Source organism: Rhodococcus sp. ZPP, assembly GCF_017656075.1.
GTDB lineage: Bacteria > Actinomycetota > Actinomycetes > Mycobacteriales > Mycobacteriaceae > Rhodococcus_F > Rhodococcus_F oxybenzonivorans.
This window is the reverse complement of the sequence record NZ_CP058638.1, coordinates 2,518,884-2,542,271: the sequence shown is the minus strand read 5'-3', so window position 1 is coordinate 2,542,271 and position 23,388 is coordinate 2,518,884. Positions and strand designations below refer to the sequence as shown.

Genomic DNA, 23,388 nt, shown 5'->3' with positions numbered 1-23,388 from the left:
ATACAACTAGAACACGTTCTAAATCGAAAGTGGGAATGCCAGGTGGACTTCACCCGAGACGAGACTCAGGAGGCGATCGCCCAGGTTGCGACGGGACTTCTGGACCGCGACCTCGAGGGCGACGCTCTGTGGCGCGCCTTTGCCGAGGCCGACCTGCTCACACTCGCGTTACCCGAACGTCTCGGTGGGGAGGGCCTCTCGGTCACCGACGTCGGTGCGCTGCTCACCGAGGTCGGGCGCAGTGCGGCGGTCGTCCCCGCCCTCGCGACGCTGGGTTTCGGGGTGCTGCCCCTCGTTGCGCTCGGTGACGAGAGGCAACAGGACGAGTTGCTGAGCGGGCTCGCGGACGGACGAACCTTCACCGCGGCGCTCGCCGAGCCCGGGAGGCCGTTCCCGGCGCCGCCGTCGGTGACCGCGGTGGCGGAGGGGAGCGACTACCTCGTCACCGGATGCGTCGTGGCCGTCCCCTATGCCGAAGGTGCCCACCGCATCCTCGTGCCGACCGACGTCGGCGTCGTGCTGGTGCAGCCAGGGTCGGACGGGGTGTCGTTGACTCCCACACCCTCGTCGTCCGGCGGTCCCGAATTCGCCGTCACCTTCGACGGAGCGCGGGGTGAACTCCTCGCCGGTGGACCGGAAGCGGTCCAGCAGTTCTATCGGATCGCCCTCGCCTCCATCGGTGCCGTGGCCGACGGGTTACTCTCGGGAGCAACACTTCTGGCGGGTGAGCATCTCGCCACCCGGCATCAGTTCGGCAAGCCGTTGGCGACGTTCCAGGCGGTCGCCCAGCAGATCGCCGACGTCTATGTCACCTCCCGCACCTTGCACGTGTCCGCACTGTCGGCATCGTGGCGGGTGTCGCAGGGGCTCGACGCTCAGGACGACCTCGATGTGATGGCGTACTGGATCGCCGCGGAGGTTCCCGCAGCCATGCAGGTGCTGCACCACCTCCACGGCGGAATCGGCGTCGACGTCACCTATCCGCTGCACCGCTACTACTCGACTGCCAAAGATCTGGCGCGCCTCGTCGGCGGCGCCTCGTACCGACTCGACCTCGTGGGGGCCCGGTGTTCATCGATCTGACCGACGAGCAGCGAGAGTTGCAAGCGGAACTACGGCGTTACTTCTCGGGCCTCGTCACGCCTGCCGAGGCCACGATCATGCGCACCGAACGGCACGGCCCCACCTACCGTGAGGTGATCCGGCGGATGGGCAAGGACGGCTGGCTCGGCGTGGGCTGGCCGGTGGAATTCGGCGGCCGGGGATTCGGCGAGATCGAACAGCAGATTTTCGTGAACGAGGCGACGCGCGCGGACATTCCACTTCCGGCGGTCACCTTGCAAACGGTGGGCCCCACCCTCCAGAAGTACGGAACGGACGAGCAGAAACGCAAGTTCCTCCCGGCAATCCTCGCAGGCGAAGTGCATTTCGCGATCGGTTATACCGAACCCGAGGCCGGCACCGACCTCGCGGCTCTGCGGACCACGGCCGTCCGGGTGGGCGACGAATACATCGTGAACGGCCAGAAAATTTTCACCACGGGGGGCCACGACGCCGACTACCTGTGGCTCGCGGTCCGGACGGGTTCGGCGGATTCGCGTCACCGCGGGATCTCGATCCTGATCATGGATACGAAGGATCCGGGCTACAGCTGGACACCGATCATCACCTGCGACGGGGCCCATCACGTCAACGCCACCTACTACTCCGATGTTCGAGTACCGGTGAATATGCTTGTGGGTGAGGAGAACCAGGGGTGGAGGCTGATCACGACCCAGCTCAACCACGAGCGGGTCATGCTGGGGCCGGCGGGCCGCGTGGGTGGCCTCTACGACCGCATTCGCGACTGGGTGGTCGCCCACGGTCTGCTCTCCGAGCCCGACGTGCGGCGTGCGCTCGGAGAGATCCACGCAACGTATCGGCTGAACGAACTGCTCAACTGGCAGGTCGCCTCGAGTGACGCGGAGGCGATCGACATTGCCGATGCTTCGGCAACGAAAGTGTTTGCCACCGAGCGGATCCAGCGCATCGGAAGGCTCGTGGAGGAGATCATCGGACGCTACGGTGACCCGTCAGACCCGGATACGGCCCACCTGATGACCTGGCTCGACATGCAGACGAAGCGAAACCTGGTCATCACCTTCGGTGGGGGAGTCAACGAGGTGATGCGCGAACTGATCGCGACGGCAGGCCTGAAGCTTCCCCGAGTACCGCGATAGGAGCGCCGCGCATCATGAGTGCCGAACAGATCCTCGCTGCAGCCGAGAAGGTCCGATCCGCCGGTCCCAGCGCACCGCGGCCCGGGCGGGACCCGGTCAACCTACCGATGATTCGCAACTGGGTAGAGGCGATCGGCGACCGGAACCCCATCTACGTCGACGAGGACGCCGCGCGGGCCGCAGGCCACGACAGTATCGTCGCCCCACCGGCGATGGCGCAGGTATGGACCATGCAGGGGCTGAACGCCGAACGCCAGCCCGACGACCCGCTGGGCCGCATGACGACCATCCTCGACGACGCCGGGTACACGTCCGTCGTCGCCACCAACTGCGATCAGACCTACCACCGCTACCTGAAGGTCGGTGAGGAGGTCACCATCTCCACGACGCTGGAAGACGTCGTGGGACCGAAGAAGACGGGCCTCGGCGAGGGGTGGTTCTTCACCACCCGCAGCCGGTGGACAGTCGCGGACGACGAGGGCGCCGACGAGCTGGTCGCCGAGATGCTTTTCCGCATCCTGAAGTTCGCCCCGAAACCCGCTGAACCGGTGGCACCTTCGGCGAACGGTCAGAGCGCGTCCTTCGACGACCTGGACCCATCGAAGATGATGCGGCCCAGCGCATCTCAGGATACCCAATTCTTCTGGGACGGTGTCGCCGCGCACGAATTGCGTATCCAGAAGCGGGCGGACGGGTCCCTGCAGCATCCGCCGGTACCGGCGCTGTGGAAGGACAAGGCGGAGTCGACGGACTACCTCGTGGCCTCCGGCCGCGGCACCGTGTTCAGTTTCGTCGTTCATCACGCGCCGAAAGTGCCGGGACGCTCACTGCCTTTCGTGGTGGCCCTCGTCGAACTCGAGGAGGGTGTCCGCATGCTCGGTGAACTGCGCGGCATGGAGCCGTCCGCGGTGAGCGTCGGAATGCCCGTGGAGGCGATCTACCTCGACTTTCCCGGCGACGACGACACCGGTGGGGCGCCGTGGACCCTGTACGCGTGGCAGCCTGCGACGAAGGAGCACTGATGACCTCTACTCTCGACGTCACGGTCGGCACCACCCTGCCGGAGCTCGCGATTGCAGGCGATCCCACGTTCGTGGTGTCGTCCGCGCTGGCCACCCGCGATTTTCAGGACGTCCACCACGACCGCGATCTGGCGCAGAAGCGAGGGTCGAAGGACATCTTCGTGAACATCCTCACCGACACCGGTCTGGTGCAGCGGTTCGTGACCGACTGGGCAGGTCCGACCGCCGTCATCAAGTCGATCGCGCTCCGGCTCGGAGTTCCGTGGTACGCCTACGACACCTTGACGCTCAGCGGAACAGTGGCCGCGATCGACGAAGGTGTCGTCAGCCTCGACGTGGTCGGCAAGAACTCGCTCGGTAACCACATCACGTCGCAGGTGACGCTCGTGCTGAACGGAACCACGAACGGAGCCGGGGCATGACGGGATTGTCGGGGAAGGCTGTCATCGCCGGCATCGGCGCCACCGATTTCTCGAAGGATTCCGGACGCAGCGAATTGCGGTTGGCGGCCGAGGCCGTGCTCGCGGCACTGGACGACGCCGGCCTGACACCGGCCGACGTCGACGGGCTCACCTCGTTCACCATGGACACCAATACCGAGGCGGCCGTGGCCCGTTCGGTCGGAATCCCGGACCTGAAATTCTTCAGCCGCATCCACTACGGCGGCGGAGCGGCGTGTGCGACCGTGCAGCAGGCTGCGATGGCCGTGGCGACCGGGGTCGCTGACGTGGTGGTGGCGTACCGGGCATTCAACGAGCGTTCCGGAATGCGGTTCGGCCAGGTGAATTCGGGTCTGGTGCAGCAGGTGAATTCCTCGGGGACCGACAACGCGTTCTCGTACCCGCACGGCCTGTCCACTCCGGCCGCATTCGTCGCGATGGTGGCCCAGCGCTACATGCACGAGTACGGCGCGACGAGTGCCGACTTCGGCCGGATCGCCGTCACCGACCGGAAGCACGCGGCCAACAACCCGCAGGCCTTCTTCTACGGCAAACCGATCACCCTCGAGGATCACCAGAACTCCCGGTTCATCGCCGAACCCCTGCACCTCCTCGACTGCTGTCAGGAGTCCGACGGCGGCATCGCGATTGTCGTCACCTCGCCCGAGCGAGCCAGGAATTTGAGGCAGAAACCCGCTGTGATCGCGGCAGCAGCCCAGGGGAGCGGCAGCGACCAGTACATCATGACGAGCTATTACCGGCCCGAACTCGCGGGATTACCGGAAATGGCACTGGTGGGCAGGCAGCTGTGGGAACAGGCCGGGCTCGGGCCGCAGGACATCGATATGGCGGTGCTCTACGACCACTTCACTCCCTACGTATTGATGCAGCTCGAGGAACTCGGGTTCTGCGGTCGCGGAGAGGCCAAGGACTTCATCGCCGACGGTGCCATCGACATCGGCGGCCGGCTACCGCTCAACACTCACGGCGGCCAGCTCGGCGAGGCCTACATCCACGGGATGAACGGCATCGCCGAGGGCGTCCGGCAGATCCGCGGCACGTCGGTGAACCAGGTGAAGGACGTGCAGCACGTGCTCGTCACCGCGGGGACGGGTGTCCCGACGTCAGGTCTGGTGCTGACGGCCTGACCTCCGGCCTGTTACTCCGCCGCGCAATGTGTTTCGCGACGTACTCGGCATCTCTGCCGACACCGCCGGTGAGCATCGAGGCGAACGCCCGGAGGAACGGGAGACCCACGAAGTACAGTCCGGGATGGTCCGGCGAGACACCGCGGGCTTGCTCGGGCCATCCGTCGGCGCCGGTCACCGGGATCCGGATCCACGAGGTGTCCTTGGTGAAACCCGTGCACCAGATAATGTTTCGGACGTCCAACTCGGTTCCGTCGTCGAGGACGGGCCTGCCGTCGCGCACGCCCGTGACTTTCGCGGGGAAGTGTTCTACCCCGGCATCGGCAAGGTCGGCTCGCTTGACCCGTAGGAGTGGGCCGCCCCCGGACCGGACGTGCGGTCGCATCTTCCGTCCCATCGGAGTGCGTTCCGTGAGAATGTGATTGGCCATGAACCACATGATCGGGATCGCGATGTGCGCGGCGCGTCCCTCGATGTCGAACGGCACCTCGCCGCGGACAGGGCCGCAGATCGTGGTCCGATGTGCTCGAGAAACCTCCAACGCGATGTCCGCGCCGGAGTGGCTGCACCCGACCACCAGCACGGGTCCGTCCTGCAACTGGGCGGGGTTGCGGTAGTCGCTGGAGTGCAGTTGCCTGATCCGGGGGTCGAGTTGCTCGGCGAGATCCGGGATCACGGGTGTCTGCCAGGTGCCGGACGCGACCACGACATTGGTGGCCTCGAAAGTCTGGGCCCCGGCTGTAACGACGTACCCGTCGCCGCCCCGCGAAAGTCCGTCCACCGTGACACCGGTGCGAACGGGGAGGGAAAATCTGCCCGCATACGCCTCGAAGTAGTCGGCCACCTCGTCTTTGCCGGGCCATGTCCACGAACGTGCGGGAATGCCCCAACCGGGCAGGCCGTCGTATTTGGCTGGGCTGTATAGACGGAGCGAGTCGAACCGCTCCCGCCACACGTCACCCACCCGGTCGTGGGCGTCGAGAATGACGAACCGCTGCTTGCGCCTGGCGAGGTGGTATCCGGTCGCGAGACCGGCCTGCCCGGCGCCGATCACGATCGTGTCGAACTGTTCTGTAGTCATGGTCATTGCCTCTTCGTCGAGGGTGGAAATCGTCAGCTACGACGCTATGACCGCACCCGGCCGGGGGGCTTCGGGAGAATGATGCAGCATTCTCCACCCGGCATGGGTAGTTCTATGCAGACGGCTCCACGAGACGATGCTCGTAGGCATACGCGGTCGCAGCGGAGCGGGAAGAGATTCCCAGTTTGAGGAAGATGTTGCTCAGATGCCGGGCCACCGTCTTCTCGCTGAGGAACAGGTCCTCGGCGACGGCGCGATTCGTCTTCCCCGCGGCCACGAGGCGGAGCACATTCAGCTCACGGGGAGTCAGGGGCGAAGCCGAGGATTCGGTTCCGACTTCCGTCCGTACCCGTTCCAGATCGGGAGCAGCGGCCAGGTCGCGGTAGATCGCGGCGGCGAGATCGAACTCCATCCGCGCGGTGTCCACGTCGCCGAGCTCGCGGCACGCCCGCCCGATCAGCTCCCGCACGCGTGCCGCCTCGTACGGCGCCCCGATCAGGTTCCACCGTTCCCACGCCTCGCGGAGGACGGCCACTGCGTTCTGAGCCTGGGATTCCGCGAGCAGAACCGACCCCGACGCCTGCGCGGCCACGGCGTGGAGGTAGGGGATGTCGAGGCGTGCGGCGAGCGTGTCGAGTGCTGCTGCGGCGGCGCGGGCCGATGCGACGTCGTGCGCGGCGAGCATGATCTCGACGCATGCCGGGAGGAGTCGTGCCTGCTCGAGTGGGTCGAGCGTCTCGTCCACCTCACGCCGAATGCAGGCCACCGCGCTGCCGACCCGGCCCTGCATCATTCGCAGCAGGGCAAGCCCGGGCCGCGGCGGCCTACCCCACTTGTTCGCTTCCGTGTACAGCTTTTCGGCCTGCGCGAACTCACCGCGCAGTCGATGGAGCTCAGCCATCAGATAGCTGGCGGACCCCACGGCGGCGTGCACCGTCGGCTGGGTGAGTCTTCGGTGTGCACGCCGGGCCGCCTCCATGGATTCCGCCCACGCGCCCTGCAGTTGCAGGATCTCGGCACGGTGGACGAGGCATTGGCCGCGGTAGGGCACCAGGTCCGGCTGCGCCGAACACCACCGGGTCAGTGCGGCAGTCCATTCCTGCGAGCGGCGCAGGTCGAAAATGCGCTGGCACTGCTCGATCACAGCGCAATACACGATTCCGGTGACGATGGGAGACACCTCCTCGGACGTCACCAGGATCATGGCCTCGTCGAAGGCCGCAACGCCGTCGAGGTGGCGGCCCAGCACGATCAGCGCATGGCCCGTCCCGAGCGCGCCCAGCGAGATGAGGTCGGGATTGGCGAACCGTTCACCGATGACTGCTGCGGTGGAGAACACCTCCCGCGCTGCGGCGCCGTCTCCCTCGGCCAGGCGCTGGAGTCCCAGGGGGACCAGGAGGTAGCCGCGTTCGGGGCAGTCGACACCCGTGGTGTCCAGTAGCTTCTGTGCCCTGCCCAACCAGCCGCCACCGCGAACCTGCTCACCTCTGAGGGACAGGGCGAGTCCGAGCCAGAATGCGCAGCGCGCCGCGCTCACGGGATCGCTGCTGCGTCCCCACTGGTTCACGGCCCGCGTCCAGAACTCGGTAGCGGCGTCGTCCTCACCGATCAGATAGGCAGCGACCGCGAGTCGCTCGAGATCCGTACCCCCGAGCGGTTCCTGCCGATCGGCGTTCGACAGTTGGGTATAGGCGACGCTCCAGTCTTGCCGGGTGTAGGCCTCGCGGCCGGTCCGGAGCGCCGACGTGTCGTCGGACATCACCTTCTCCTGCCGGTTTCGCAGTGTTGTGGAGGCGCTCGCATCCAGATTACCGCCGCGCTCGCTGCCCTCGCTGCCCTCGCGTGGTCGCTGTGGAGTCGTTGCATCGCGCCTGAAGACGGGTTCTGGTCCGCAGACCAGGCGGCGGGGGCCTATATTCCCTGCACCCTGTCGGCGCCTCGAGTCACACTGGGTTCACACGCCGAGGAACGGGGAGTTCTGATGGTCGACGCGATCGCAGCCGAGGGGCTGGTGAAACGGTACGGAAAGGTCACCGCGCTCGGCGGTGTAGATCTCGCGGTCCGCGCGGGAAGCGTCATGGCCCTGCTTGGGCCGAACGGTGCAGGCAAGACCACCGCGGTACGCGTCTTCACTACCCTTCTCGTCCCGGACGAAGGATGGGCCCGGGTGGCGGGTCTCGACGTCATCCACGACGCCCGGGCTCTTCGGTCGCGGATCGGTGCGTCCGGCCAGTACGCAGCGGTCGACGAATACCTCACCGGTTTCGAGAACCTCGAGATGGTGGGCAGGCTCTACCACCTCGGTGCCAAGCGAAGCAAAGCCCGGGCCCGCGAGTTGCTCGAACAGTTCGATCTGGTGGAAGCCGGGGACCGGCCCGTGAAGGGGTACTCCGGCGGCATGAGACGCCGCCTCGACCTTGCGGGCGCGCTGGTGGCCGAACCGGAGGTTCTTTTCCTCGACGAACCCACCACCGGACTGGATCCCCGGGCCCGACTCGGACTGTGGGACGTCATCGACAGCCTCGTGGCCAAGGGCACCACCCTGCTGCTCACCACCCAGTACATGGAAGAGGCGGAGCGGCTCGCCGATCAGATCGCCGTCATCGACCGCGGCAGCGTGATCGCACGTGGGACCGCCGACGAGCTGAAGGATCGCGTCGGTGGTGAGCGCATCGAACTGACCGTCCGGGAAGGTGCCGATCTCGAGGTGGTGCGAAACGAACTCACACCCCTGGCCGCCGGCCCGATCACCATCGAAGACAACGTCCGCCGGGTCACCGTCCCGGTGTCCGGGGGTTCGGACGCACTGGTCGAGGCCCTGGGCCGGCTGTCCGATCGTGGGGTGAAGGTATTCGACGTCGGGTTGCGCCGGCCCACGCTCGACGACGTGTTCCTCACCCTCACCGGGCACGAGGCCGAGGAGGAGCAAGTCTCATGACCGCACCACCAACCACCGCCCCGATGCACACCGCACTCGCCGACGGTCTCACCATCGCCAAGCGCAACATGATCAAGATCAAACGCGTGCCCGACCTCATCGTCTTCACCACGCTGTCGCCGATCATGTTCGTGCTGCTGTTCGCATACGTATTCGGAAGTGCCATCGAAGTTCCCGGGATGTCGTATCGCGAGTTCCTGATCGCCGGAATCTTCACCCAGACGGTCATCTTCGGGGCGACGTGGACCGGACTCGGCATGGTCGAGGATGTGCAGAAGGGCATCATCGACCGGTTTCGATCGCTCCCGATGGCGCCGTCAGCGGTTCTCCTGGGACGGACGTCCACCGACGTGCTGATCAACATCGTCAGTCTCGTGGTGATGTCGCTGACGGGTCTCGTCATCGGGTGGCGTATCCACTCGAGTGTGGGTGAGGCCGTACTGGGCTACCTGCTTCTCCTGCTGTTCGCTTATGCGCTGTCGTGGGTGATGGCGGTAGTGGGGCTGTGGATCCGCACGCCCGAAGTGTTCAACAATGCCAGCTTCATCGTCATTTTCCCGTTGTCCTTCGTCGCGAACACGTTCGTCGAAACCACCAACCTGCCGGGGCCGCTCAAAGTGATCGCGGAGTGGAACCCGGTGTCCGCACTCACCCAGGCCGTGCGCGAATTGTTCGGAAACACGAACCCTGCCATGGCAGTTCCCGACGCCTGGCCATTGCAGAATCCCGTGATCGCCTCGCTGGCATGGACGGCGGTACTGCTCGTCATCTTCGTTCCGTTCGCGATCCGGCGTTACAAGAAGGCGGTCAGCCGCTGACTGTCGCCGGCTGCCGCTGCTCCCGGTGACTGCCGCTGCTCCCGGTGCACCAACGGGACGCTCGTTGCGTTGGATCGAACGAACGTCCCGTTCGTACAGGGGGAAGGGCCACGGGGCTGCAATTAATCGCGGGAATCGACGTCCCGGCCGGTTCCGAGGTCGGAGCAGTCGACCATCTCGGCTCCGTGAGCGGCGAGGTACTGCCTCGCGCCGGTGTCGCCGGTGAGGCTGTGACGTAGAGCTTCCCAGTGGTCGCGGCCGATGAGGACGGGATGTCCGGGTGCGTCGGTGTAACGAGCTTGCCGCAAGGCCGCTCGTGCGCTGCCCGGCGGAACGGAGGCGATGCGGCGTACAGCGTCGGCGTCCAGGTCGGGCAGATCGACGAGGGTGATGACGACGGCGTCGACGTTGTCGAACGTCTCCGCAACCTCCAAACCTCGTCGCAGCGACGCCGACATGCCCTGCTGCCAGTCTTTCGCCACACCCACGACGACCGGTACGCCGTCGGGTAGCAGACTCTCTGCCTCGTCGGCGCGGGCGCCGAGGACTACGAGGACGGGACGGCATCCGGCCTTCGCGAGAATGCGGACGCCACGCCCCAGCCACGGTTCTCCGTCGACGCCGACGACGAGCGCCTTGGGCATACCCATCCGCGAGCCGCCTCCCGCGGCGAGCAGCATGCCCCCGATCGTCACGGCTGGACGACCGCGGCCCGTTCGGCCGTCGACACCGCGATCGGCTCGCTGTCGGCGTTCTCGGAACTCGGAGGCAAGTACGGCACGCGTTCACGCTACTTCTCCTTCGAGAAGTTGGCTCCGGGGCCTGGAGGAACATCGGTCGTAGACTGACCGGCACCGGCCTCCGGACAGTGAGAGGCGCGACGCCGAGACAACGCATCGAAGGGGATGGACGCATGCTCGATCCGAAACGAGGCGGCTCGCCGGCCGGTCGGACGTTCGCGCGGTCGTGGGGTGGCTCGGGCAGTGTCATCGACATCGACGGACCCGTCCACTGGGTCGAGTACGGCGATCCGGAAGCAGGGTCGCTGCCGGTGGTGATGGTGCACGGCCTCGGTGGGTCCCATCTCAACTGGGTTCGGGTGGCCCCGGCGTTGGCGGAACGGACGCGGGTTCTGACGGTGGATCTCCCCGGTTTCGGACTCAGCCCGGCGGGGAAACGTCAGACGGGGATCCCCGCCAACGTGGCCGTACTTCACCGCTTCCTCACCGAGGTGGTGGGTGGACCGGTGATCCTGATGGGCAATTCCATGGGCGGCATGATTTCGATGTTCGAGGCGTCCGCCCACCCCGACACTGTTGCTGCACTCGTGCTCGTCGACCCGGCGCTTCCTGCGGCGCAGCGGATGCCGCATCCGCGGATCGCTGCGCAGTTCGCGATGTACATGACGCCCTTTGTCGGGGAGCGTTACCTCCAGTATTCGAGCCGGCGGATGACCGACCGTCAGCTGGTCGAGCGGGTCATCGACCTGTGCTTCGCCGATCCCGCACGGGCCTCCGAGGACGTCCTCGAGGCAGCGACCGAGCTGGCGAAGTACCGGCGCGAGCAGCCCTCGCAAGATGCCGCGTTCCTGCAGGCGAGCCGGTCACTGATGCGGGTGATGGCGCGTCCGCAGCGTTACCTGCAGGCCATGCGCGCCCTCGAACAACCGGTTCTCCTGCTCCACGGTGACCGCGACCGCCTGGTTCCGGTCGCCGCGGCGCGCAAGGTCGCTGCCGACAACCCGCGGTGGGACACTGTCGTACTGCCCGGAGTCGGGCACACCCCACAACTCGAGATGCCGGACGCGGTACTCGACCACGTGCTGACCTGGATCGACCGGCACGGGCTCGTCTAGCGTCGTCGCTCCCGTCCGGGTGTCGCCGGCAGCCGGCACGTAACCTCACTCACATAACTCGCATATCGAATGCGAATTAACGTACTTTCAGATCATGCAGCTCACCCGGTTCACCGACCTCGGCTTGCGGGTCGTCATGCGCCTGGCCGTCGCGGCAGAGGGGGACCGTCCGGGGAGCCGTCAGGTCGCCGAGGAATTGGCGGTGTCCTACACGCACGCGACAAAAGTGATCACCCGGCTCGCCGAACTCGGCATCGTCGACGCGCGCCGCGGCCGCGGGGGCGGCCTTGCCATTACCGAACTCGGCCGCACCGCCTCGGTCGGGTGGCTCGCCCGCCGCCTCGAGGGAGACGGGGAGGTGGTCGAATGCGACGGCGCCCAGCCGTGTCCGCTGCGGTCGGGTTGCCGGCTGCGGTCGGCGCTGCGCCGTGCGCAGGAAGCGTTTTTCGCGTCGCTCGACACTGTCACCATCGACGACCTCACCCAATCACCGACCCGCGCCGTCCTGCTCGGACTGCCCCGGCCGGCCGACACAAATTTCCAGTTCTCTTCCGCGATCGGAGAATGACATGCTCTCGCCCACTTCCACGGAAATCATCCGCGCCACGCTGCCCGTGGTCGGTGCCGCCATCGGCGACATCACTAGCCTGTTCTACCGCAGAATGTTTGCCGCCCACCCCGACCTCGAACGCGACCTGTTCAACCGGGGCAACCAGAAGCAGGGTGGTCAGCAGAAAGCGTTGGCGGGGGCGATCGCCGCGTTCGCGGCTCTGCAGCTGGAACCCGATCAGGCTCGCGTCGATTTGATCCTCTCGCGGATCGCGAACAAACATGCCTCGCTGGGAATCGAGCCCGCCCAGTACGCGATCGTGCACACCCATCTGTTCGACGCCATCGTCGAGGTGCTCGGTGACGCCGTCACTCCGGAGGTGGCCGCCGCCTGGGACGAGGTGTACTGGATGATGGCCGAGACCCTGATCGCGATGGAAGCCGGTCTCTACCGCGCAGCAGTGGTCACGCCCGGTGACGTCTGGCGGCAGGTACGTGTCCGTGAGCGCCGCCACGAGTCCGCCGACACCGTCTCCTTCGTGCTTACCTCGGTGGACGGCGTGTCCCTGCCCGCCTTCGCGCCGGGGCAGTATCTGTCGGTGGGGGTTCACCTTTCCGACGGCGCCCGGCAGATCCGCCAGTACAGCCTCTCGTCCGCTCCGTCGCACGAGGATTGGCGGATCACCGTCAAGCGGGTAGACGGGCAGATGCTGTCCGATGGATCGCACTCGCCTGCGGGCGAAGTGTCGAACTTCCTGTACCGCAATGTTTTCGAGCATGACCTGCTGGACGTGACCACCCCGTTCGGTGACCTGGTTCTGCAGGACGACGACGCGCCGCTGCTGCTGATTTCGGCCGGCATCGGGTGCACGCCGATGATGGGCATGCTCAGCCACCTCGCCGACACCGAGGACACCCGCCCGATCTCGGTGCTGCACGCCGACCGCTCACCCAGTAACCACGCCCACCGGGCGGAGTTGACCGAACTCGTCGAGCGGTTGCCGTTCGCGGTCATGCACCGCTGGTACGAGGACCTCGGCGCGCGTCGCCCCGAGGGGGACCTGCGGAAGGGGCGAGCCGACCTCGGGGAGATCACCGTCGCCCCCGGCACCCGGGCCTATCTCTGTGGGCCGCTGCCCTTCATGCTGGGCATGCGCGAAGCCTTGCTCGCGAAAGATGTTGCGGCCGAGAACATTCATTACGAGGTTTTCGGCCCGGACAGCTGGGCGGCCGCCCCTGCATGAGCACTTCACCGGCACGCCTCGGTACACGAGCAGGGTGCGCAGCCGTCTCGTGGCGGGTGAGTTCGACTGCACCGGAAAGGACATCAGATGACTACCGCGCACGCCGTAGCAATCGCCGTGACCTTCGTATGGCTCGGAATGGTGGTGGCGATCTCGTTCGTGGAGGCGCCGCTGAAGTTCCGGGCACCCGGGGACACGGTGCGAGTGGGACTGGGTATCGGGCGGCTCGTCTTCCGCGCTCTCAATTCCATCGAAATGCTTTGGGCGGCAGCACTGGTAGCCGCGATCGTCGTCGACGCCCCACCCGTCCATGTCATAGTCGTGGCGATGGCGGCGGTCGCGGTGCTCGTCGTGCAGTTGGCCGTTGTCCGGCCCAGGCTGACGCGTCGGTCCGACCGGATCCTTGCCGGTGAAGAAGCTCCGCGCTCTCGCGCACACTGGGCGTATGTCGGATTGGAGTCGGTGAAGGTGCTCGCCCTCCTGATCGCCGGAATATTCCTCCTCGGCCAGTAGGTCGCGCGCCGATCCTGGCGGCCTAACTGTCGGCTGGGGATCCGGCGTCGGCAGCTCCCCGTGATCCTGCGATCGACTGCGCGAGCGCACGAAACAAGTGAGTGAGTTCGGGCCGGGTTGCCGTTCCGCTGCGGACTACCCCGCACACCGGGATGCGCAGGAGGTCGTGCGACTCACACATGAAACTGAGCCCGCGCCGGGGAGTCGCGTCGGCGGTGTCGGCGTACAACACGGTCCACGACAGGGGAGTGGTGAGGACGTCGAGGGTGGCCGTGTGGTCGCTGGGAATCGAGGGCCCGAGCTTTACGCGTTGCCCGACCTGCCGGAAGGCGTCCTCGACCACGGTGTGGATCAGCACCTGACTACTGCGCGGCGGCAGCAGTAGCGGATAGGGCGCCAGTTCGCTGAGGTCGACGGTCGAAAACTTGGACAGCGGATGTTGAGCCGAGGTGACGATCACCAGATCTTCGAGGCCGAATTCGATTGTTTCGAGTCCTGGTCTGTCGACGCCGCCGCGGATCAGGGCCAGGTCTGCATCACCGGACGCCACCGCGGTCATGCGGTCGGTGAAATCCTTGATGACGAATTCGATGTCGAGCTGTGGGAACTCCTCGCGCACAAGGGATATCGCCTCCAGGCTTTGGGTGGCGAAGCTCATGCTGGCGCTGATTCGCAGCCGATTGCGGGGGTCGAGTCCCACCGAGAGTGCGCGCGCCTCGAGGCTCATCATTTCTGCCGCGATCGGCATGAGGCGTTCGCCGGCCGCGGTCAGGCGCGTCGCACGGGTGGACCGTTCGAGTAGGGCCGTGCCGAGTTCGTGCTCGAGCTTGGCTATCTGGTGGCTGATCGCCGACTGCGAGATGAAGCATCGCTCCGCCGCTCGGGAAAAACTGCCTTCTTCACCGACCGCGAGGAAGTAGCGCAACTGCCGGAACTCCATGACCCCAGGCTACCGCGCCGACGAGCATTTATGAGCGATCGAGATAACACAATTTCGATTTCCCCAGGTTATTGGCAATCAGGCTCATCGGATCCATAAGGTGGGCTCATACGCAACGCTAAGCACAGGAACGCTGGCAGAGGAGGTTTTCGGTGGATCGCACACAGGTCGTCATCGTGGGATCGGGTTTCGGCGCCCTCGCGGCGGCGAAGAAGCTCGGCAAGGCAGGCACGCCGTTCGTGCTGATTTCCGAGACCACCGAGCACCTCTTCCAGCCACTGCTCTACCAGGTGGCCACGGGTGTGCTCTCGCCCGGCGAGATCGCGCCGTCCATCCGCGCCATCCTCGCCAAGTATCCCAGTGGTGACGTCCGGCTCGGCCGTGTCGTCGACGTCGACCCGGACAAGCGCGAGGTGGTCTACGAGGCAGGCGGGATCCGCCACACCCTCGGCTACGACACTCTGATCGCCGCGACGGGTGCTCGTCAGGCGTACTTCGGCCGCGACGAGTTCGCCGAGGTCACGTACGCCCTCAAGACGGTCGCCGACGCCGACCGGTTGCGCCGCCAGATCGTCCGCTGCTTCGAAGAGGCGCACACCACGTCGGACCCGGAACGTCGTCGGGATCTGCTCCACTTCATCGTGATCGGCGCGGGGCCCACTGGGGTCGAACTGGCAGGTCAGATCAAGGAACTGGCGGGACGTTACTTCGAGAAGTCGCTGCGGGACGTCACCGCCGAGGACGTCACCGTGACCCTCGTCGAGGGTGCGGGGGAGACGCTGCCCGTGTTCGGCGGCAAGCTCAGCAAGTACACGCAGGACTCGCTCGAGCGTGCAGGGGTCGAGGTGGTCCTCGGCACCATGGTCACCGATATCGACGAGCACGGTGCCACCTTGTCGTCGCCCGGTAACGGGTTCGAGAAGCGACTGACGGCGGAGACGATCATCTGGTCGGCCGGCATTCAGGCCAACGACTTCGCGGCGGTGCTCGCGGAACGGACCGGGTGTGAGACCGGCCGCGGCGGTCGACTGCTGGTCGACGAGGACCTCACTGTGGGCCGCTACGACGACATCTATGCCATCGGTGACATGGCTTCGCTGAACAACCTCCCGGCTCAGTCGCCGTTCGCGATGCAGGGTGGCCGTCACGTCGCGGCGATCATCAACGGAAAGCGGGCGGCCGGAACACCCTTCACCTATCGGGACAAGGGCAGCATGGCGATCATCAACCGGTTCCGCGCGATCACCCGCGTCGGCAAGATCGAGTTGACCGGTGTACTCGCCTGGTTCCTATGGCTTGCCGTCCACCTCGTCTACCTGGTCGGATTCCGGAACCGCTACGTGGCAGTGATGTCGTGGTGTGGATCGTTCCTCGGTCATCGGCGCCCGCACTTCCACTACGCGCAGGAGATCGAACCTGCCGACTCGAACGAGCTGGACCGGGCGGCCTAGAACTCAGGACGCCCCGGCCCGCCGGCCCGCGACATAGACCTCGGCGATGGAGGTATCGCGTATCCCCATCAAGAGCGCGAAGAGGGTCTGATCGCGGGCCAGGTCGGGGTCGGCGGCGCGGATGCCATGGCGCAGTAGTCCGTCGAGCGCCGGGGTGCCGGACGGATCGACGACGACGAAGTCGGCCTCCTTACCGACGTCGAAGTTACCGAATCGGTTCTCCATGTCCAAGGCTCTGGCACCGCCGAGGGTACCGATGAACAGCATTTCGGCCGGATGCATCGATACTCCGTCGTCCCCGGGTTCGTTGATGTGCACTTTGAACGCATCGCCGAGCACCCGCGGGATCAACCATTCGTCGCCGCCGCCGAAATCTGTGCCCGCGGAGATGTTGACACCCGAGGCGACCGTCCGCTTCCACGGCATCGTTCCGGATCCCAGGAACAGCTGCGAGACCGGACAGTGCGAGACGGACGTACCGGTCTCGGCCATCCGTTCGAGCTCGACGTCCTGGCAGTGCACGCAGTGCGCGAGGATGGTTCGTCGGCCCAGCAGGCTCTTTCCGCCCACCTGGGAGCCGGGCAGGAACTTCCCGTCGTAAGTGTCCAGGTATGAATTCACCTGGTACACCTCTTTGGTCGAGTCCACCTCTCCGGTTCCCGGGCGATTGTTCTCGTTGAGATGCGAGTGCACATACACCCCGCGGTCCCGCACTTCGTCGTACAGTTCTCCGAGGTTTTTCAGGGTCTCGGTCGTCACCGACAACGAGAACCGAGGGACGATAGCCACATGCAACAGCGCGGTGGCGACATCACCGGTATCCGCGCCGTGCCACTTGTCGATCTCTTCGCGGGTCAGCCGGATGGCGTCCTCTTCGGATGTCATCAGTGGCTGGGCGGTGCCGACACCGACAGTCTGAATGCCGCGGCCGCTGACGATACGCAGACCGGCCTTCTTCGTCTCGGTGAACAGGGCGTCCTGTGCATGCGGAAACGCCGACCCGAACACCATCGCGGCCGTAGTGCCCGCCGAGATGCGACGGTGGGTGAACTCGACGGCCGCTTGCTGCGCGAACTCCGGATCGGCGAACTTCGTTTCCGACGGGAACATGCACAGGGTCAGCCATTCCAGCAGTTGTCCGCCGCCGTAGGAGTCGCCGGCGTAGGTCTGCGGGAAATGGATGTGGGTGTCGACGAACCCCGGCAACAAGAACCCGGGCCGGTGGTCGTGCACGGTGCCGGACTCATATTCCGACGGAATCTCGGTTCGGTCGCCGCAGAACGCGATTCGCCCGGAATCGTCCAGGACCAGTGCGCCGTCGGGAATCGATACGAGAGCGGCCGCGGCTTCGGTCACTGTCGGTGCGCCGGCGATGTGGAAGATATGCCCGAGGTGGATGTGCGTTGCCATGTGATGAACTCCCGTCCAGTAGCGGCCAGTACTCACAATGCCACCGATCCGACCCATATCGTGGCGAAACAGACCGAGCACCCGACCGTACGAACAGGTGCAAGTACACATTCGGGACGGGCTACGGGGCCTCGATGTGACCGACACGGGCCGTGGTCATCTCTCGCCACACCCGTGCCGGAGTCATCGGCAACCGTCGCAAGCGAACGCCGGTGGCGTCGGCAATGGCGTTGGCCAAGGCCGGGGCCACCGGGTTGTACGGCGACTCGCTCATGGATTTGGCGCCCAGTGGACCTAATTGGTCGTAGGTGTCCGCGAAATACACTTCGGTCTCGGGGATATCGGCCAGTTGGGGGATGTGATAGTTCCTCAGCTGAGGTCCCAGGACCGTTCCGGCGCCGTCGAGGCGGATCTCTTCATACAGCGCACTGCCGATCGCCTGAGCTACGCCTCCCTCGACCTGTCCACGGCACTGCTGCGGATTGAGGACGGTCCCTGCGTCGGCGGACTGAACCGACTGCAGAATTCGTACCTCACCGGTGACCGTGTCGACGGCGACCCGGAATGCATGCACGTTGAAGACCACCGAGCGGGGAGTGCCGTCGTGCCGACCCTCGGCTCGAAGAACGCCCTCGGCCGCGAGCTTGTCCCATTCGATCACTTGGGTGCCGATCCGGACGCCCTCCGGTGTCAGCGAGCATTCCGCGTCCTCGGCGACACCGGCGACGCGGCGCGCGGTTCCGGACAGAAGTGCGCGCAGACTGTTGCACGCCTGATCGACTGCCTTTCCGGCAACCACACTTCCGGCCGACCCGAACGCTCCCGTGTCGTGCCCCGTGAAGTCGGTGTCGGACTGGCGGATGATGATTCGATCGGTGGTGGTGCCGAGCGCGGTTGCCGCGAGCTGCGCGTGCACGGTCGTGGTTCCGTTGCCGAATTCGGCGGTTCCTACCCGCACTTCGTAGTGGCCGCCCGCGACGAGAGTGCAGGACGCTTCCGCGAAGTGCCCACGCGGCGGAATGGTTGCGATCATGGACGCCGCCATGCCCTCGCCGACTTTCCACCGCGGGCCCTTTGGTGGGGTAACTCCATTGCCCCGGCGCAGGGCTGCCTCGGCGAGGTCGAGGCATTGGTCGAGCCCGTAGCTCCCGTAGGTGAGGTCGTCGTGCGCCACCTCGGCTTCGACGAAGTCGTCCCCCGGAACGATCACGTTGCGGCGGCGGAAATCGAAGGGGTCGATGCCCAGCTTTCGGGCAAGTTCGTCCAACGCCGACTCGATACCGAAAATGACCTGTCCGAGCCCGTATCCGCGGAAGGCGCCCGACGGCAAGTTGTTGGTGTACACGGCCCGGGCATCGACCCGCTTGTTGGGGGAGCGGTACAGCGCGACGGACTCTCCGCAGCTGTGGAACATCACCCCCGCGGAGTGATTTCCGTAGGCTCCGGCGTCCGACAGCACGTCCACGGCGAGCGCGGTCAGCCTTCCGTCTCCATCGGCCCCGGCCCGCACCGCGACCCGCATGGGATGGCGGCACGGCGCGGTGGTGAACTGGTCCGAGCGGGTGAACTCATACTGCACGGGCTTACCGGTGCGCAAGACCGCAAGCGCGACGAGGTCCTCGACGAGCATTTCTTGTTTGGCGCCGAATCCACCACCGATTCGGGCGGTGAACACCCGGACCCCGGAACGGTCCAGCGCGAAGAGTCGTGCCAGTTCGTCGCGTACGAGGAAGGGAACCTGAGTGCTGCTCCGGAGGGTCAGTCGCCCCTCGTCGTCGAGCCAGCCGATCGCGGAATGCGTCTCCAGATGGACGTGTTGCACGCGCTGCGTCTGCCACGTCCCCTCGACCACCGCGCCCGACGCCCGGGCCGCCGCGAGTCCCGAGTCGACGTCGCCGACCTCACCGTGCAACTCTGCCACCAGATTCCGGGTGGGATCCGCGATGCGCGACTCGGCGCGCTTGTCGGAGTGGAGCAGGGGCGCGCCTGCCCGGTGTGCCAGGTCCGGGTCGAATACAGGCTCCAGAATGTCGTATTCGGCGTCGATCAATTCCGCTGCGCGGCGAGCAATGTCGACCGAGTCGGCGACCACCGCCGCGACACGCTGCCCGACGAACCGCAGCACGGTGTCGAAGACGTAGGTGTCGTCCGGGTCGTCGGTGCGGAGTTCGTGACGTGCGGTGGAGAAGGCGACATCCGGGCTGTCTCGGTGGGTGAGTACCGCGTGGACGCCGGGCACTCCCTCCGCTGCGGCGGTGTCGATGCGGGTGATCCGCGCATGGGCGTGCGGGCTGCCGAGGACGTGGACGTGGAGCAATCCCTGGACCCTGACATCGAGGGTGTACGGTTCGGCCCCGCACACCACCCGGGTGGCGGCGGGGGCAGGAATCGAACGGCCGGAGGAGTGACCGCTCGAGTCGTCCTCGGTGGTGCAGATTCCGCCGACTGCATCCCGGATCGCGCGGTAACCTGTGCAGCGGCACAAGTTTCCCTTCAGGGTGCGGGGAAGGTCGGCCCGTTGATCGGCGGTGAGCGCAGAAGCAGTGACTACCATTCCCGGAGTGCAGAATCCGCACTGGAAGCCAGCCGCAGCGACGAACTGCTCCTGGACGGGATGTAGTCGTTCGGAGCTCCCCAGCCCCGCGGCCGTCGTCACCTCGAGGCCCTCGGCACGGTGCGCCGGAATGACACACGAATGCACGGGGTGGCCGTCGAGCAATACTGTGCAGGCGCCGCAATCACCGGCGTCGCACCCCTTCTTGACCGCGAAAACGTCGTGGTCCCGCAACAGCGTGCGCAGGCACTGACCGGGCCGCGGGTCGGCGTTCACCGGCTGCCCGTCGACGGTGAACTTCATGCCAGTTCCTCCCTGATCTCCTCCGCGAGGACGGCGGTGACATGGCGCCGCCAGTCGACGACACCGTGTGCGTCCGTGAAGTACGCCTCGAGTGGAATATGTTCCGTCAGTGCAGTGTCGAGTGCGTGAGGGTCGGGAACGTCGGGGAAGCGCAGTACGAATGGGCGCAGGGTCGACGCGGTGACGACGAGCGTGAATCCGTCCGGTCCGAGTCGTCCCGCCAGGAGTGCGCCGGACCGGCCGAGCGGCGAATAGGCGATCTTGCGGAGCGTCGTGCGGCTCCGGAGTGCCGATCCCGGGAAATGAATGCTGCGGATCAGTTCGCCCGGATTCAGCAGGGTGCACCCGGCGCCGGTAACCAACTCGAGCACCGGGATTCGCCGTTCGCGCCCCTCGGATGCCCAGAGCAGCACCTCGGCGTCGAGTGCGCAGCACGCGGTGATCATGGCGCCTGCCGGCAGTCCGAGCGCGAGATTTCCCCCGACGGTGGCGGTGTGCCAGATCTTCCACGACGCGACGAGCGCTTCGGCGCACGGGCGGAACAGGCTTGTTCCGATCCATTGATCGGGATATGTGGTGTGGCAGAGTGTTTCGATGGTGCACGTGGAGGCCACCTCGAGCTCGTCGGGGTGCACCGTGACTGCCTGCCAGCCCAGAGTAGTGAGATCTACCAGGTGGGTGAGGCCCGGTTGCGGTTCCGAGTACAACCAGGTTCCGCCGGCCAGGTACGCCGATCCCGGTTCCGGCACGGGAAGTTCCGCGCGCGTGCGCGGTGTGGCGATGTCGGTGACGAACGAGAGGTCCACGGTGTCACCCTCCCACGCTCGACCACCGGGCGCCCGTCGACGAGCTGTTCCTCGGGCGGCCGTTCGGCGTCAACTCAGCCAACCTGCGTAGGCAGACCACGCCGGCCCGGGGTCCGGAGCGTCGGAACGCTGAACCGTCGCCTGGATCAGGCCGTAGGGGCGGTCGGCGGCGTGAAACACCTCGTTGTCGTTCTCCACACCGAAGCGCCCGAGGTCGTGCGCGAAGTGATGCTTGTTGGGCGCAGACAGACGCACTTCCGCGAGTAAGGGACAGCGCTCGAGGACTGCCTTTCCAATTTCGTAGAGTGTCTGCTGCAGGGCCAACGAATGCACCGTCGCGAATGTGGACACGATCTGTTCCTTGATGTCGGTGTACACGCTGTTCCAGTCGACCTCGGTGGTGACGAACCGCCATTGCACGACGAGTGACGTGGCCATCACCCGGTCGTGGGTCTCTTCGAGGACGGTGTACTCGTCCTTCAGGAACCCGAAGAACTCGCTGCCCGTGGATTTCAGAATCACCAGATCCTTCAGGCCCCCGACCACCCATGTTCCCTCGGCGTCGACCGTGACGGCCGCGGTACGCACCTCCTCACCCTTCCGCACCCAGGTGTGATCGTGCTCGGCACCCTCGACCACTGCCCGTGCCCACGAGTACTCCTCGATCTCGATGCGCGCGCCCTCGACCGGTTCGACGTCGTCCACGAAATGCTGCGCCAACGCCAGCCCGTATTCCTCGATGGAATCGAGTCCATTCTCCTTCGCGTAGGAGAAGGCGGTCTGCTTCTGGCTATCCGTGGGCAGCACGGTGCTCTGATCGCCCTCGAGGTGCGCGGCGGAGAAGTCACCTCGTAGGCAGGTGGAGACGCTCACGTCCCGGATCTCGTGCCGCGGGGTGTCGCGGTAGATCCGTACGATCCGGTTCTCGGCCTTCCCATACTGGTTCTTACCCAGGACGATCTTGCCCCCGAGATGGGGGCCGTTGTTCGGATTGCTCACGTTCAGCTCCCGCGATAGGTGGAATAGCCGTAGGGGGACAACAACAACGGAACGTGGTAGCCACGCTGGGGATTTCTCAGCTCGAAGGTGACGGTCACCACCGGGTAGAAGGTGTCCTGGCCGCGCCGACCGAAATAGTCACCGGTGTCGAACACGAGGCAATACGTCTCCGCGATCAGGCCCTCGGGTGCGATCTCGGGGATGCGGCCGTCGGCGTCGGTCATCGCTGAGGCGATCGGTTCACCCTCGAGGGATTCGAGCCGCACGTGCAGTCCTGCTGCCGGGTCACCGGTCGTTGCGTCCAGCACGTGCGTGCTGAGGATTCTGGTCATCAACGTCCTCCTTCGGTGGAGTGGTTCAGCAACCGTACGAGACGCAGCCGGTTGATCGCGGCGAGTTCCGCCCGTAGAACCCTGCGCTCGGTGCTGCTGTCGTTGTCGAGGCGTCGGTGTAGGACGTCGAGCAGTTCCTGCGCGGAACGTCCGGACGCGCACACGAGGTAGACGTGCCCGAACTTTGTCTCGTACTCCTCGTTTCCCGCGCGAAGTTTCGCCCGCAACTCGCGGTCGGCGGAAGCGACTGCGGACTGCTCACGCGCCGACGACGCGTTGTCGGGGCGGTCGCCGATGCGCGGATGCCCGGCCAAGGCCTCGTCGATCTCGGCTTCGGTGAGTTCGGCGAGAACCTCGTCGGCGCGGGTATAGAGCTCTTCGGCCGTGCGGAACGGCCGCGCGGCGGCCACCCGGCGCGCCCACACCGTCGACGAACAACACTCGGTCAGCAAGGCGACGGCCTGCTCGTCGCTCCACTCGTTCACCGTGCTCAGGCAGGGCGGTTCGGTCATCGGTGCTCCTCCCGTGAGCCTTTCTGGTACCTCTGGCTACCACAAAGGCGCACAGGTGGCGCGTCGACTTACCGATCCAGTTACACCCGAGCGATTTGACGACTTTATGTAGGTTATGCAACCCTACGTAAGTTGTCCCACGGGGTGTCAACCACCGCAGGGCACACGTAGTCGGTCACCGGAGCAAGAGTCGTCTCTCGCCGCTCCTAGTAGATAAGAGAACGATTCGTGGAACCGGCAGAGTTCGCGGCTGG

Annotated in this window: 22 protein-coding genes; 12 read left to right on the top strand and 10 right to left on the bottom strand. The window is 65.9% G+C overall.

Going from position 1 to position 23,388, the window contains the following annotated elements; genetic code table 11:
• Positions 1 to 42: 42 nt before the first annotated feature.
• From HYG77_RS12020 to HYG77_RS12000, 5 genes are read left to right on the top strand one after another with little or no spacing between them, the layout of a single operon-like run.
• Positions 43 to 1,083 (top strand): acyl-CoA dehydrogenase family protein, encoded by a 1,041-nt coding sequence (locus HYG77_RS12020; protein ID WP_208962777.1) that lies wholly within the window; start codon positions 43 to 45, stop codon positions 1,081 to 1,083.
• Complete coding sequence (locus HYG77_RS12015) at positions 1,068 to 2,219, top strand: acyl-CoA dehydrogenase family protein (protein WP_208962776.1); 1,152 nt, start codon at positions 1,068 to 1,070, stop codon at positions 2,217 to 2,219. Before HYG77_RS12020 ends, HYG77_RS12015 begins: the two co-directional genes overlap by 16 nt.
• Positions 2,220 to 2,233: 14 nt before the next feature.
• On the top strand, positions 2,234 to 3,241 hold the full coding sequence (locus tag HYG77_RS12010; RefSeq protein WP_208962775.1) for a bifunctional MaoC family dehydratase N-terminal/OB-fold nucleic acid binding domain-containing protein: 1,008 nt from the start codon (positions 2,234 to 2,236) through the stop codon (positions 3,239 to 3,241).
• Positions 3,241 to 3,663, top strand: coding sequence for a MaoC family dehydratase (locus tag HYG77_RS12005; protein WP_208962774.1), 423 nt, complete (start codon positions 3,241 to 3,243; stop codon positions 3,661 to 3,663). Before HYG77_RS12010 ends, HYG77_RS12005 begins: the two co-directional genes overlap by 1 nt.
• Positions 3,660 to 4,829, top strand: a complete 1,170-nt coding sequence (locus HYG77_RS12000; protein WP_208962773.1) for a lipid-transfer protein — start codon at positions 3,660 to 3,662, stop codon at positions 4,827 to 4,829. Before HYG77_RS12005 ends, HYG77_RS12000 begins: the two co-directional genes overlap by 4 nt.
• Here the strand turns inward: HYG77_RS12000 and HYG77_RS11995 are convergent.
• Both HYG77_RS11995 and HYG77_RS11990 read right to left on the bottom strand, forming a co-directional pair.
• Positions 4,780 to 5,910 carry an NAD(P)-binding domain-containing protein gene (locus HYG77_RS11995; protein ID WP_208962772.1) on the bottom strand — a complete coding sequence of 377 codons (1,131 nt, stop codon included), beginning with the start codon at positions 5,908 to 5,910 and terminating at the stop codon, positions 4,780 to 4,782. The genes HYG77_RS12000 and HYG77_RS11995 overlap by 50 nt on opposite strands.
• Positions 5,911 to 6,022: 112 nt before the next feature.
• Positions 6,023 to 7,669 carry a helix-turn-helix transcriptional regulator gene (locus HYG77_RS11990; protein WP_208962771.1) on the bottom strand — a complete coding sequence of 549 codons (1,647 nt, stop codon included), beginning with the start codon at positions 7,667 to 7,669 and terminating at the stop codon, positions 6,023 to 6,025.
• Between the two features lie 222 nt (positions 7,670 to 7,891).
• Here HYG77_RS11990 and HYG77_RS11985 point away from each other — a divergent pair, with 222 nt between their 5' ends.
• Positions 7,892 to 8,848 (top strand): ATP-binding cassette domain-containing protein, encoded by a 957-nt coding sequence (locus HYG77_RS11985; RefSeq protein WP_208962770.1) that lies wholly within the window; start codon positions 7,892 to 7,894, stop codon positions 8,846 to 8,848.
• Between the two features lie 23 nt (positions 8,849 to 8,871).
• Positions 8,872 to 9,666: an ABC transporter permease gene (locus HYG77_RS11980; RefSeq protein ID WP_109334838.1), complete on the top strand. Its 795-nt coding sequence runs from the start codon at positions 8,872 to 8,874 to the stop codon at positions 9,664 to 9,666.
• A 122-nt stretch (positions 9,667 to 9,788) separates the two neighbouring features.
• On the opposite strand, the gene HYG77_RS11975 is transcribed toward HYG77_RS11980, so the two are convergent.
• On the bottom strand, positions 9,789 to 10,361 hold the full coding sequence (locus tag HYG77_RS11975) for a nucleotidyltransferase family protein (RefSeq protein ID WP_208962769.1): 573 nt from the start codon (positions 10,359 to 10,361) through the stop codon (positions 9,789 to 9,791).
• A 218-nt stretch (positions 10,362 to 10,579) separates the two neighbouring features.
• Between HYG77_RS11975 and HYG77_RS11970 the strand changes: the two genes are divergently transcribed.
• The 4 genes from HYG77_RS11970 to HYG77_RS11955 all read left to right on the top strand — a co-directional run bounded on the left by HYG77_RS11970 (position 10,580) and on the right by HYG77_RS11955 (position 13,827).
• Positions 10,580 to 11,521: an alpha/beta fold hydrolase gene (locus HYG77_RS11970; RefSeq protein ID WP_109326577.1), complete on the top strand. Its 942-nt coding sequence runs from the start codon at positions 10,580 to 10,582 to the stop codon at positions 11,519 to 11,521.
• A 94-nt stretch (positions 11,522 to 11,615) separates the two neighbouring features.
• Complete coding sequence (locus tag HYG77_RS11965) at positions 11,616 to 12,089, top strand: Rrf2 family transcriptional regulator (protein WP_109326599.1); 474 nt, start codon at positions 11,616 to 11,618, stop codon at positions 12,087 to 12,089.
• A 1-nt stretch (position 12,090) separates the two neighbouring features.
• Positions 12,091 to 13,314, top strand: a complete 1,224-nt coding sequence (locus HYG77_RS11960) for a globin domain-containing protein (RefSeq protein ID WP_208962768.1) — start codon at positions 12,091 to 12,093, stop codon at positions 13,312 to 13,314.
• Positions 13,315 to 13,401: 87 nt separating this feature from the next.
• A complete protein-coding gene (locus tag HYG77_RS11955; RefSeq protein ID WP_208962767.1) occupies positions 13,402 to 13,827 on the top strand; it encodes a hypothetical protein in 426 nt (141 codons plus the stop codon).
• Positions 13,828 to 13,849: 22 nt separating this feature from the next.
• On the opposite strand, the gene HYG77_RS11950 is transcribed toward HYG77_RS11955, so the two are convergent.
• Positions 13,850 to 14,767 (bottom strand): LysR family transcriptional regulator, encoded by a 918-nt coding sequence (locus tag HYG77_RS11950; RefSeq protein ID WP_208962766.1) that lies wholly within the window; start codon positions 14,765 to 14,767, stop codon positions 13,850 to 13,852.
• 152 nt (positions 14,768 to 14,919) lie between these two features.
• Here HYG77_RS11950 and HYG77_RS11945 point away from each other — a divergent pair, with 152 nt between their 5' ends.
• Positions 14,920 to 16,218 (top strand): NAD(P)/FAD-dependent oxidoreductase, encoded by a 1,299-nt coding sequence (locus HYG77_RS11945; RefSeq protein WP_109326606.1) that lies wholly within the window; start codon positions 14,920 to 14,922, stop codon positions 16,216 to 16,218.
• 3 nt (positions 16,219 to 16,221) lie between these two features.
• Here the strand turns inward: HYG77_RS11945 and HYG77_RS11940 are convergent, their stop codons facing one another.
• From HYG77_RS11940 to uraD, 6 genes are all read right to left on the bottom strand, one after another.
• Complete coding sequence (locus HYG77_RS11940) at positions 16,222 to 17,628, bottom strand: guanine deaminase (protein WP_109326607.1); 1,407 nt, start codon at positions 17,626 to 17,628, stop codon at positions 16,222 to 16,224.
• Between the two features lie 121 nt (positions 17,629 to 17,749).
• Positions 17,750 to 20,485: a molybdopterin cofactor-binding domain-containing protein gene (locus HYG77_RS11935; RefSeq protein ID WP_208962765.1), complete on the bottom strand. Its 2,736-nt coding sequence runs from the start codon at positions 20,483 to 20,485 to the stop codon at positions 17,750 to 17,752.
• Positions 20,482 to 21,291, bottom strand: a complete 810-nt coding sequence (locus tag HYG77_RS11930; RefSeq protein ID WP_208962764.1) for an FAD binding domain-containing protein — start codon at positions 21,289 to 21,291, stop codon at positions 20,482 to 20,484. Before HYG77_RS11930 ends, HYG77_RS11935 begins: the two co-directional genes overlap by 4 nt.
• A 69-nt stretch (positions 21,292 to 21,360) precedes the next feature.
• Positions 21,361 to 22,290 (bottom strand): factor-independent urate hydroxylase, encoded by a 930-nt coding sequence (gene pucL, locus HYG77_RS11925; RefSeq protein WP_208962763.1) that lies wholly within the window; start codon positions 22,288 to 22,290, stop codon positions 21,361 to 21,363.
• 2 nt (positions 22,291 to 22,292) lie between these two features.
• Positions 22,293 to 22,622 carry a hydroxyisourate hydrolase gene (gene uraH, locus HYG77_RS11920; RefSeq protein ID WP_208962762.1) on the bottom strand — a complete coding sequence of 110 codons (330 nt, stop codon included), beginning with the start codon at positions 22,620 to 22,622 and terminating at the stop codon, positions 22,293 to 22,295.
• Positions 22,622 to 23,134 (bottom strand): 2-oxo-4-hydroxy-4-carboxy-5-ureidoimidazoline decarboxylase, encoded by a 513-nt coding sequence (gene uraD, locus HYG77_RS11915; protein WP_208962761.1) that lies wholly within the window; start codon positions 23,132 to 23,134, stop codon positions 22,622 to 22,624. Before uraD ends, uraH begins: the two co-directional genes overlap by 1 nt.
• Positions 23,135 to 23,388 lie beyond the last annotated feature (254 nt).

Bases quoted from the DNA above. Each gene is read 5' to 3' on its own strand.
- HYG77_RS12010 (WP_208962775.1), top strand. From the start codon at position 2,234: ATGAGTGCCGAACAGATCCTCGCTGCAGCCGAGAAGGTCCGATCCGCC.
- HYG77_RS12005 (WP_208962774.1), top strand. From the start codon at position 3,241: ATGACCTCTACTCTCGACGTCACGGTCGGCACCACCCTGCCGGAGCTC.
- HYG77_RS12000 (WP_208962773.1), top strand. From the start codon at position 3,660: ATGACGGGATTGTCGGGGAAGGCTGTCATCGCCGGCATCGGCGCCACC.
- HYG77_RS11995 (WP_208962772.1), bottom strand. From the start codon at position 5,910: ATGACTACAGAACAGTTCGACACGATCGTGATCGGCGCCGGGCAGGCC.
- HYG77_RS11990 (WP_208962771.1), bottom strand. From the start codon at position 7,669: ATGTCCGACGACACGTCGGCGCTCCGGACCGGCCGCGAGGCCTACACC.
- HYG77_RS11985 (WP_208962770.1), top strand. From the start codon at position 7,892: ATGGTCGACGCGATCGCAGCCGAGGGGCTGGTGAAACGGTACGGAAAG.
- HYG77_RS11980 (WP_109334838.1), top strand. From the start codon at position 8,872: ATGCACACCGCACTCGCCGACGGTCTCACCATCGCCAAGCGCAACATG.
- HYG77_RS11970 (WP_109326577.1), top strand. From the start codon at position 10,580: ATGCTCGATCCGAAACGAGGCGGCTCGCCGGCCGGTCGGACGTTCGCG.
- HYG77_RS11965 (WP_109326599.1), top strand. From the start codon at position 11,616: ATGCAGCTCACCCGGTTCACCGACCTCGGCTTGCGGGTCGTCATGCGC.
- HYG77_RS11960 (WP_208962768.1), top strand. From the start codon at position 12,091: ATGCTCTCGCCCACTTCCACGGAAATCATCCGCGCCACGCTGCCCGTG.
- HYG77_RS11955 (WP_208962767.1), top strand. From the start codon at position 13,402: ATGACTACCGCGCACGCCGTAGCAATCGCCGTGACCTTCGTATGGCTC.
- HYG77_RS11950 (WP_208962766.1), bottom strand. From the start codon at position 14,767: ATGGAGTTCCGGCAGTTGCGCTACTTCCTCGCGGTCGGTGAAGAAGGC.
- HYG77_RS11940 (WP_109326607.1), bottom strand. From the start codon at position 17,628: ATGGCAACGCACATCCACCTCGGGCATATCTTCCACATCGCCGGCGCA.
- HYG77_RS11935 (WP_208962765.1), bottom strand. From the start codon at position 20,485: ATGAAGTTCACCGTCGACGGGCAGCCGGTGAACGCCGACCCGCGGCCC.
- uraH (WP_208962762.1), bottom strand. From the start codon at position 22,622: ATGACCAGAATCCTCAGCACGCACGTGCTGGACGCAACGACCGGTGAC.
- uraD (WP_208962761.1), bottom strand. From the start codon at position 23,134: ATGACCGAACCGCCCTGCCTGAGCACGGTGAACGAGTGGAGCGACGAG.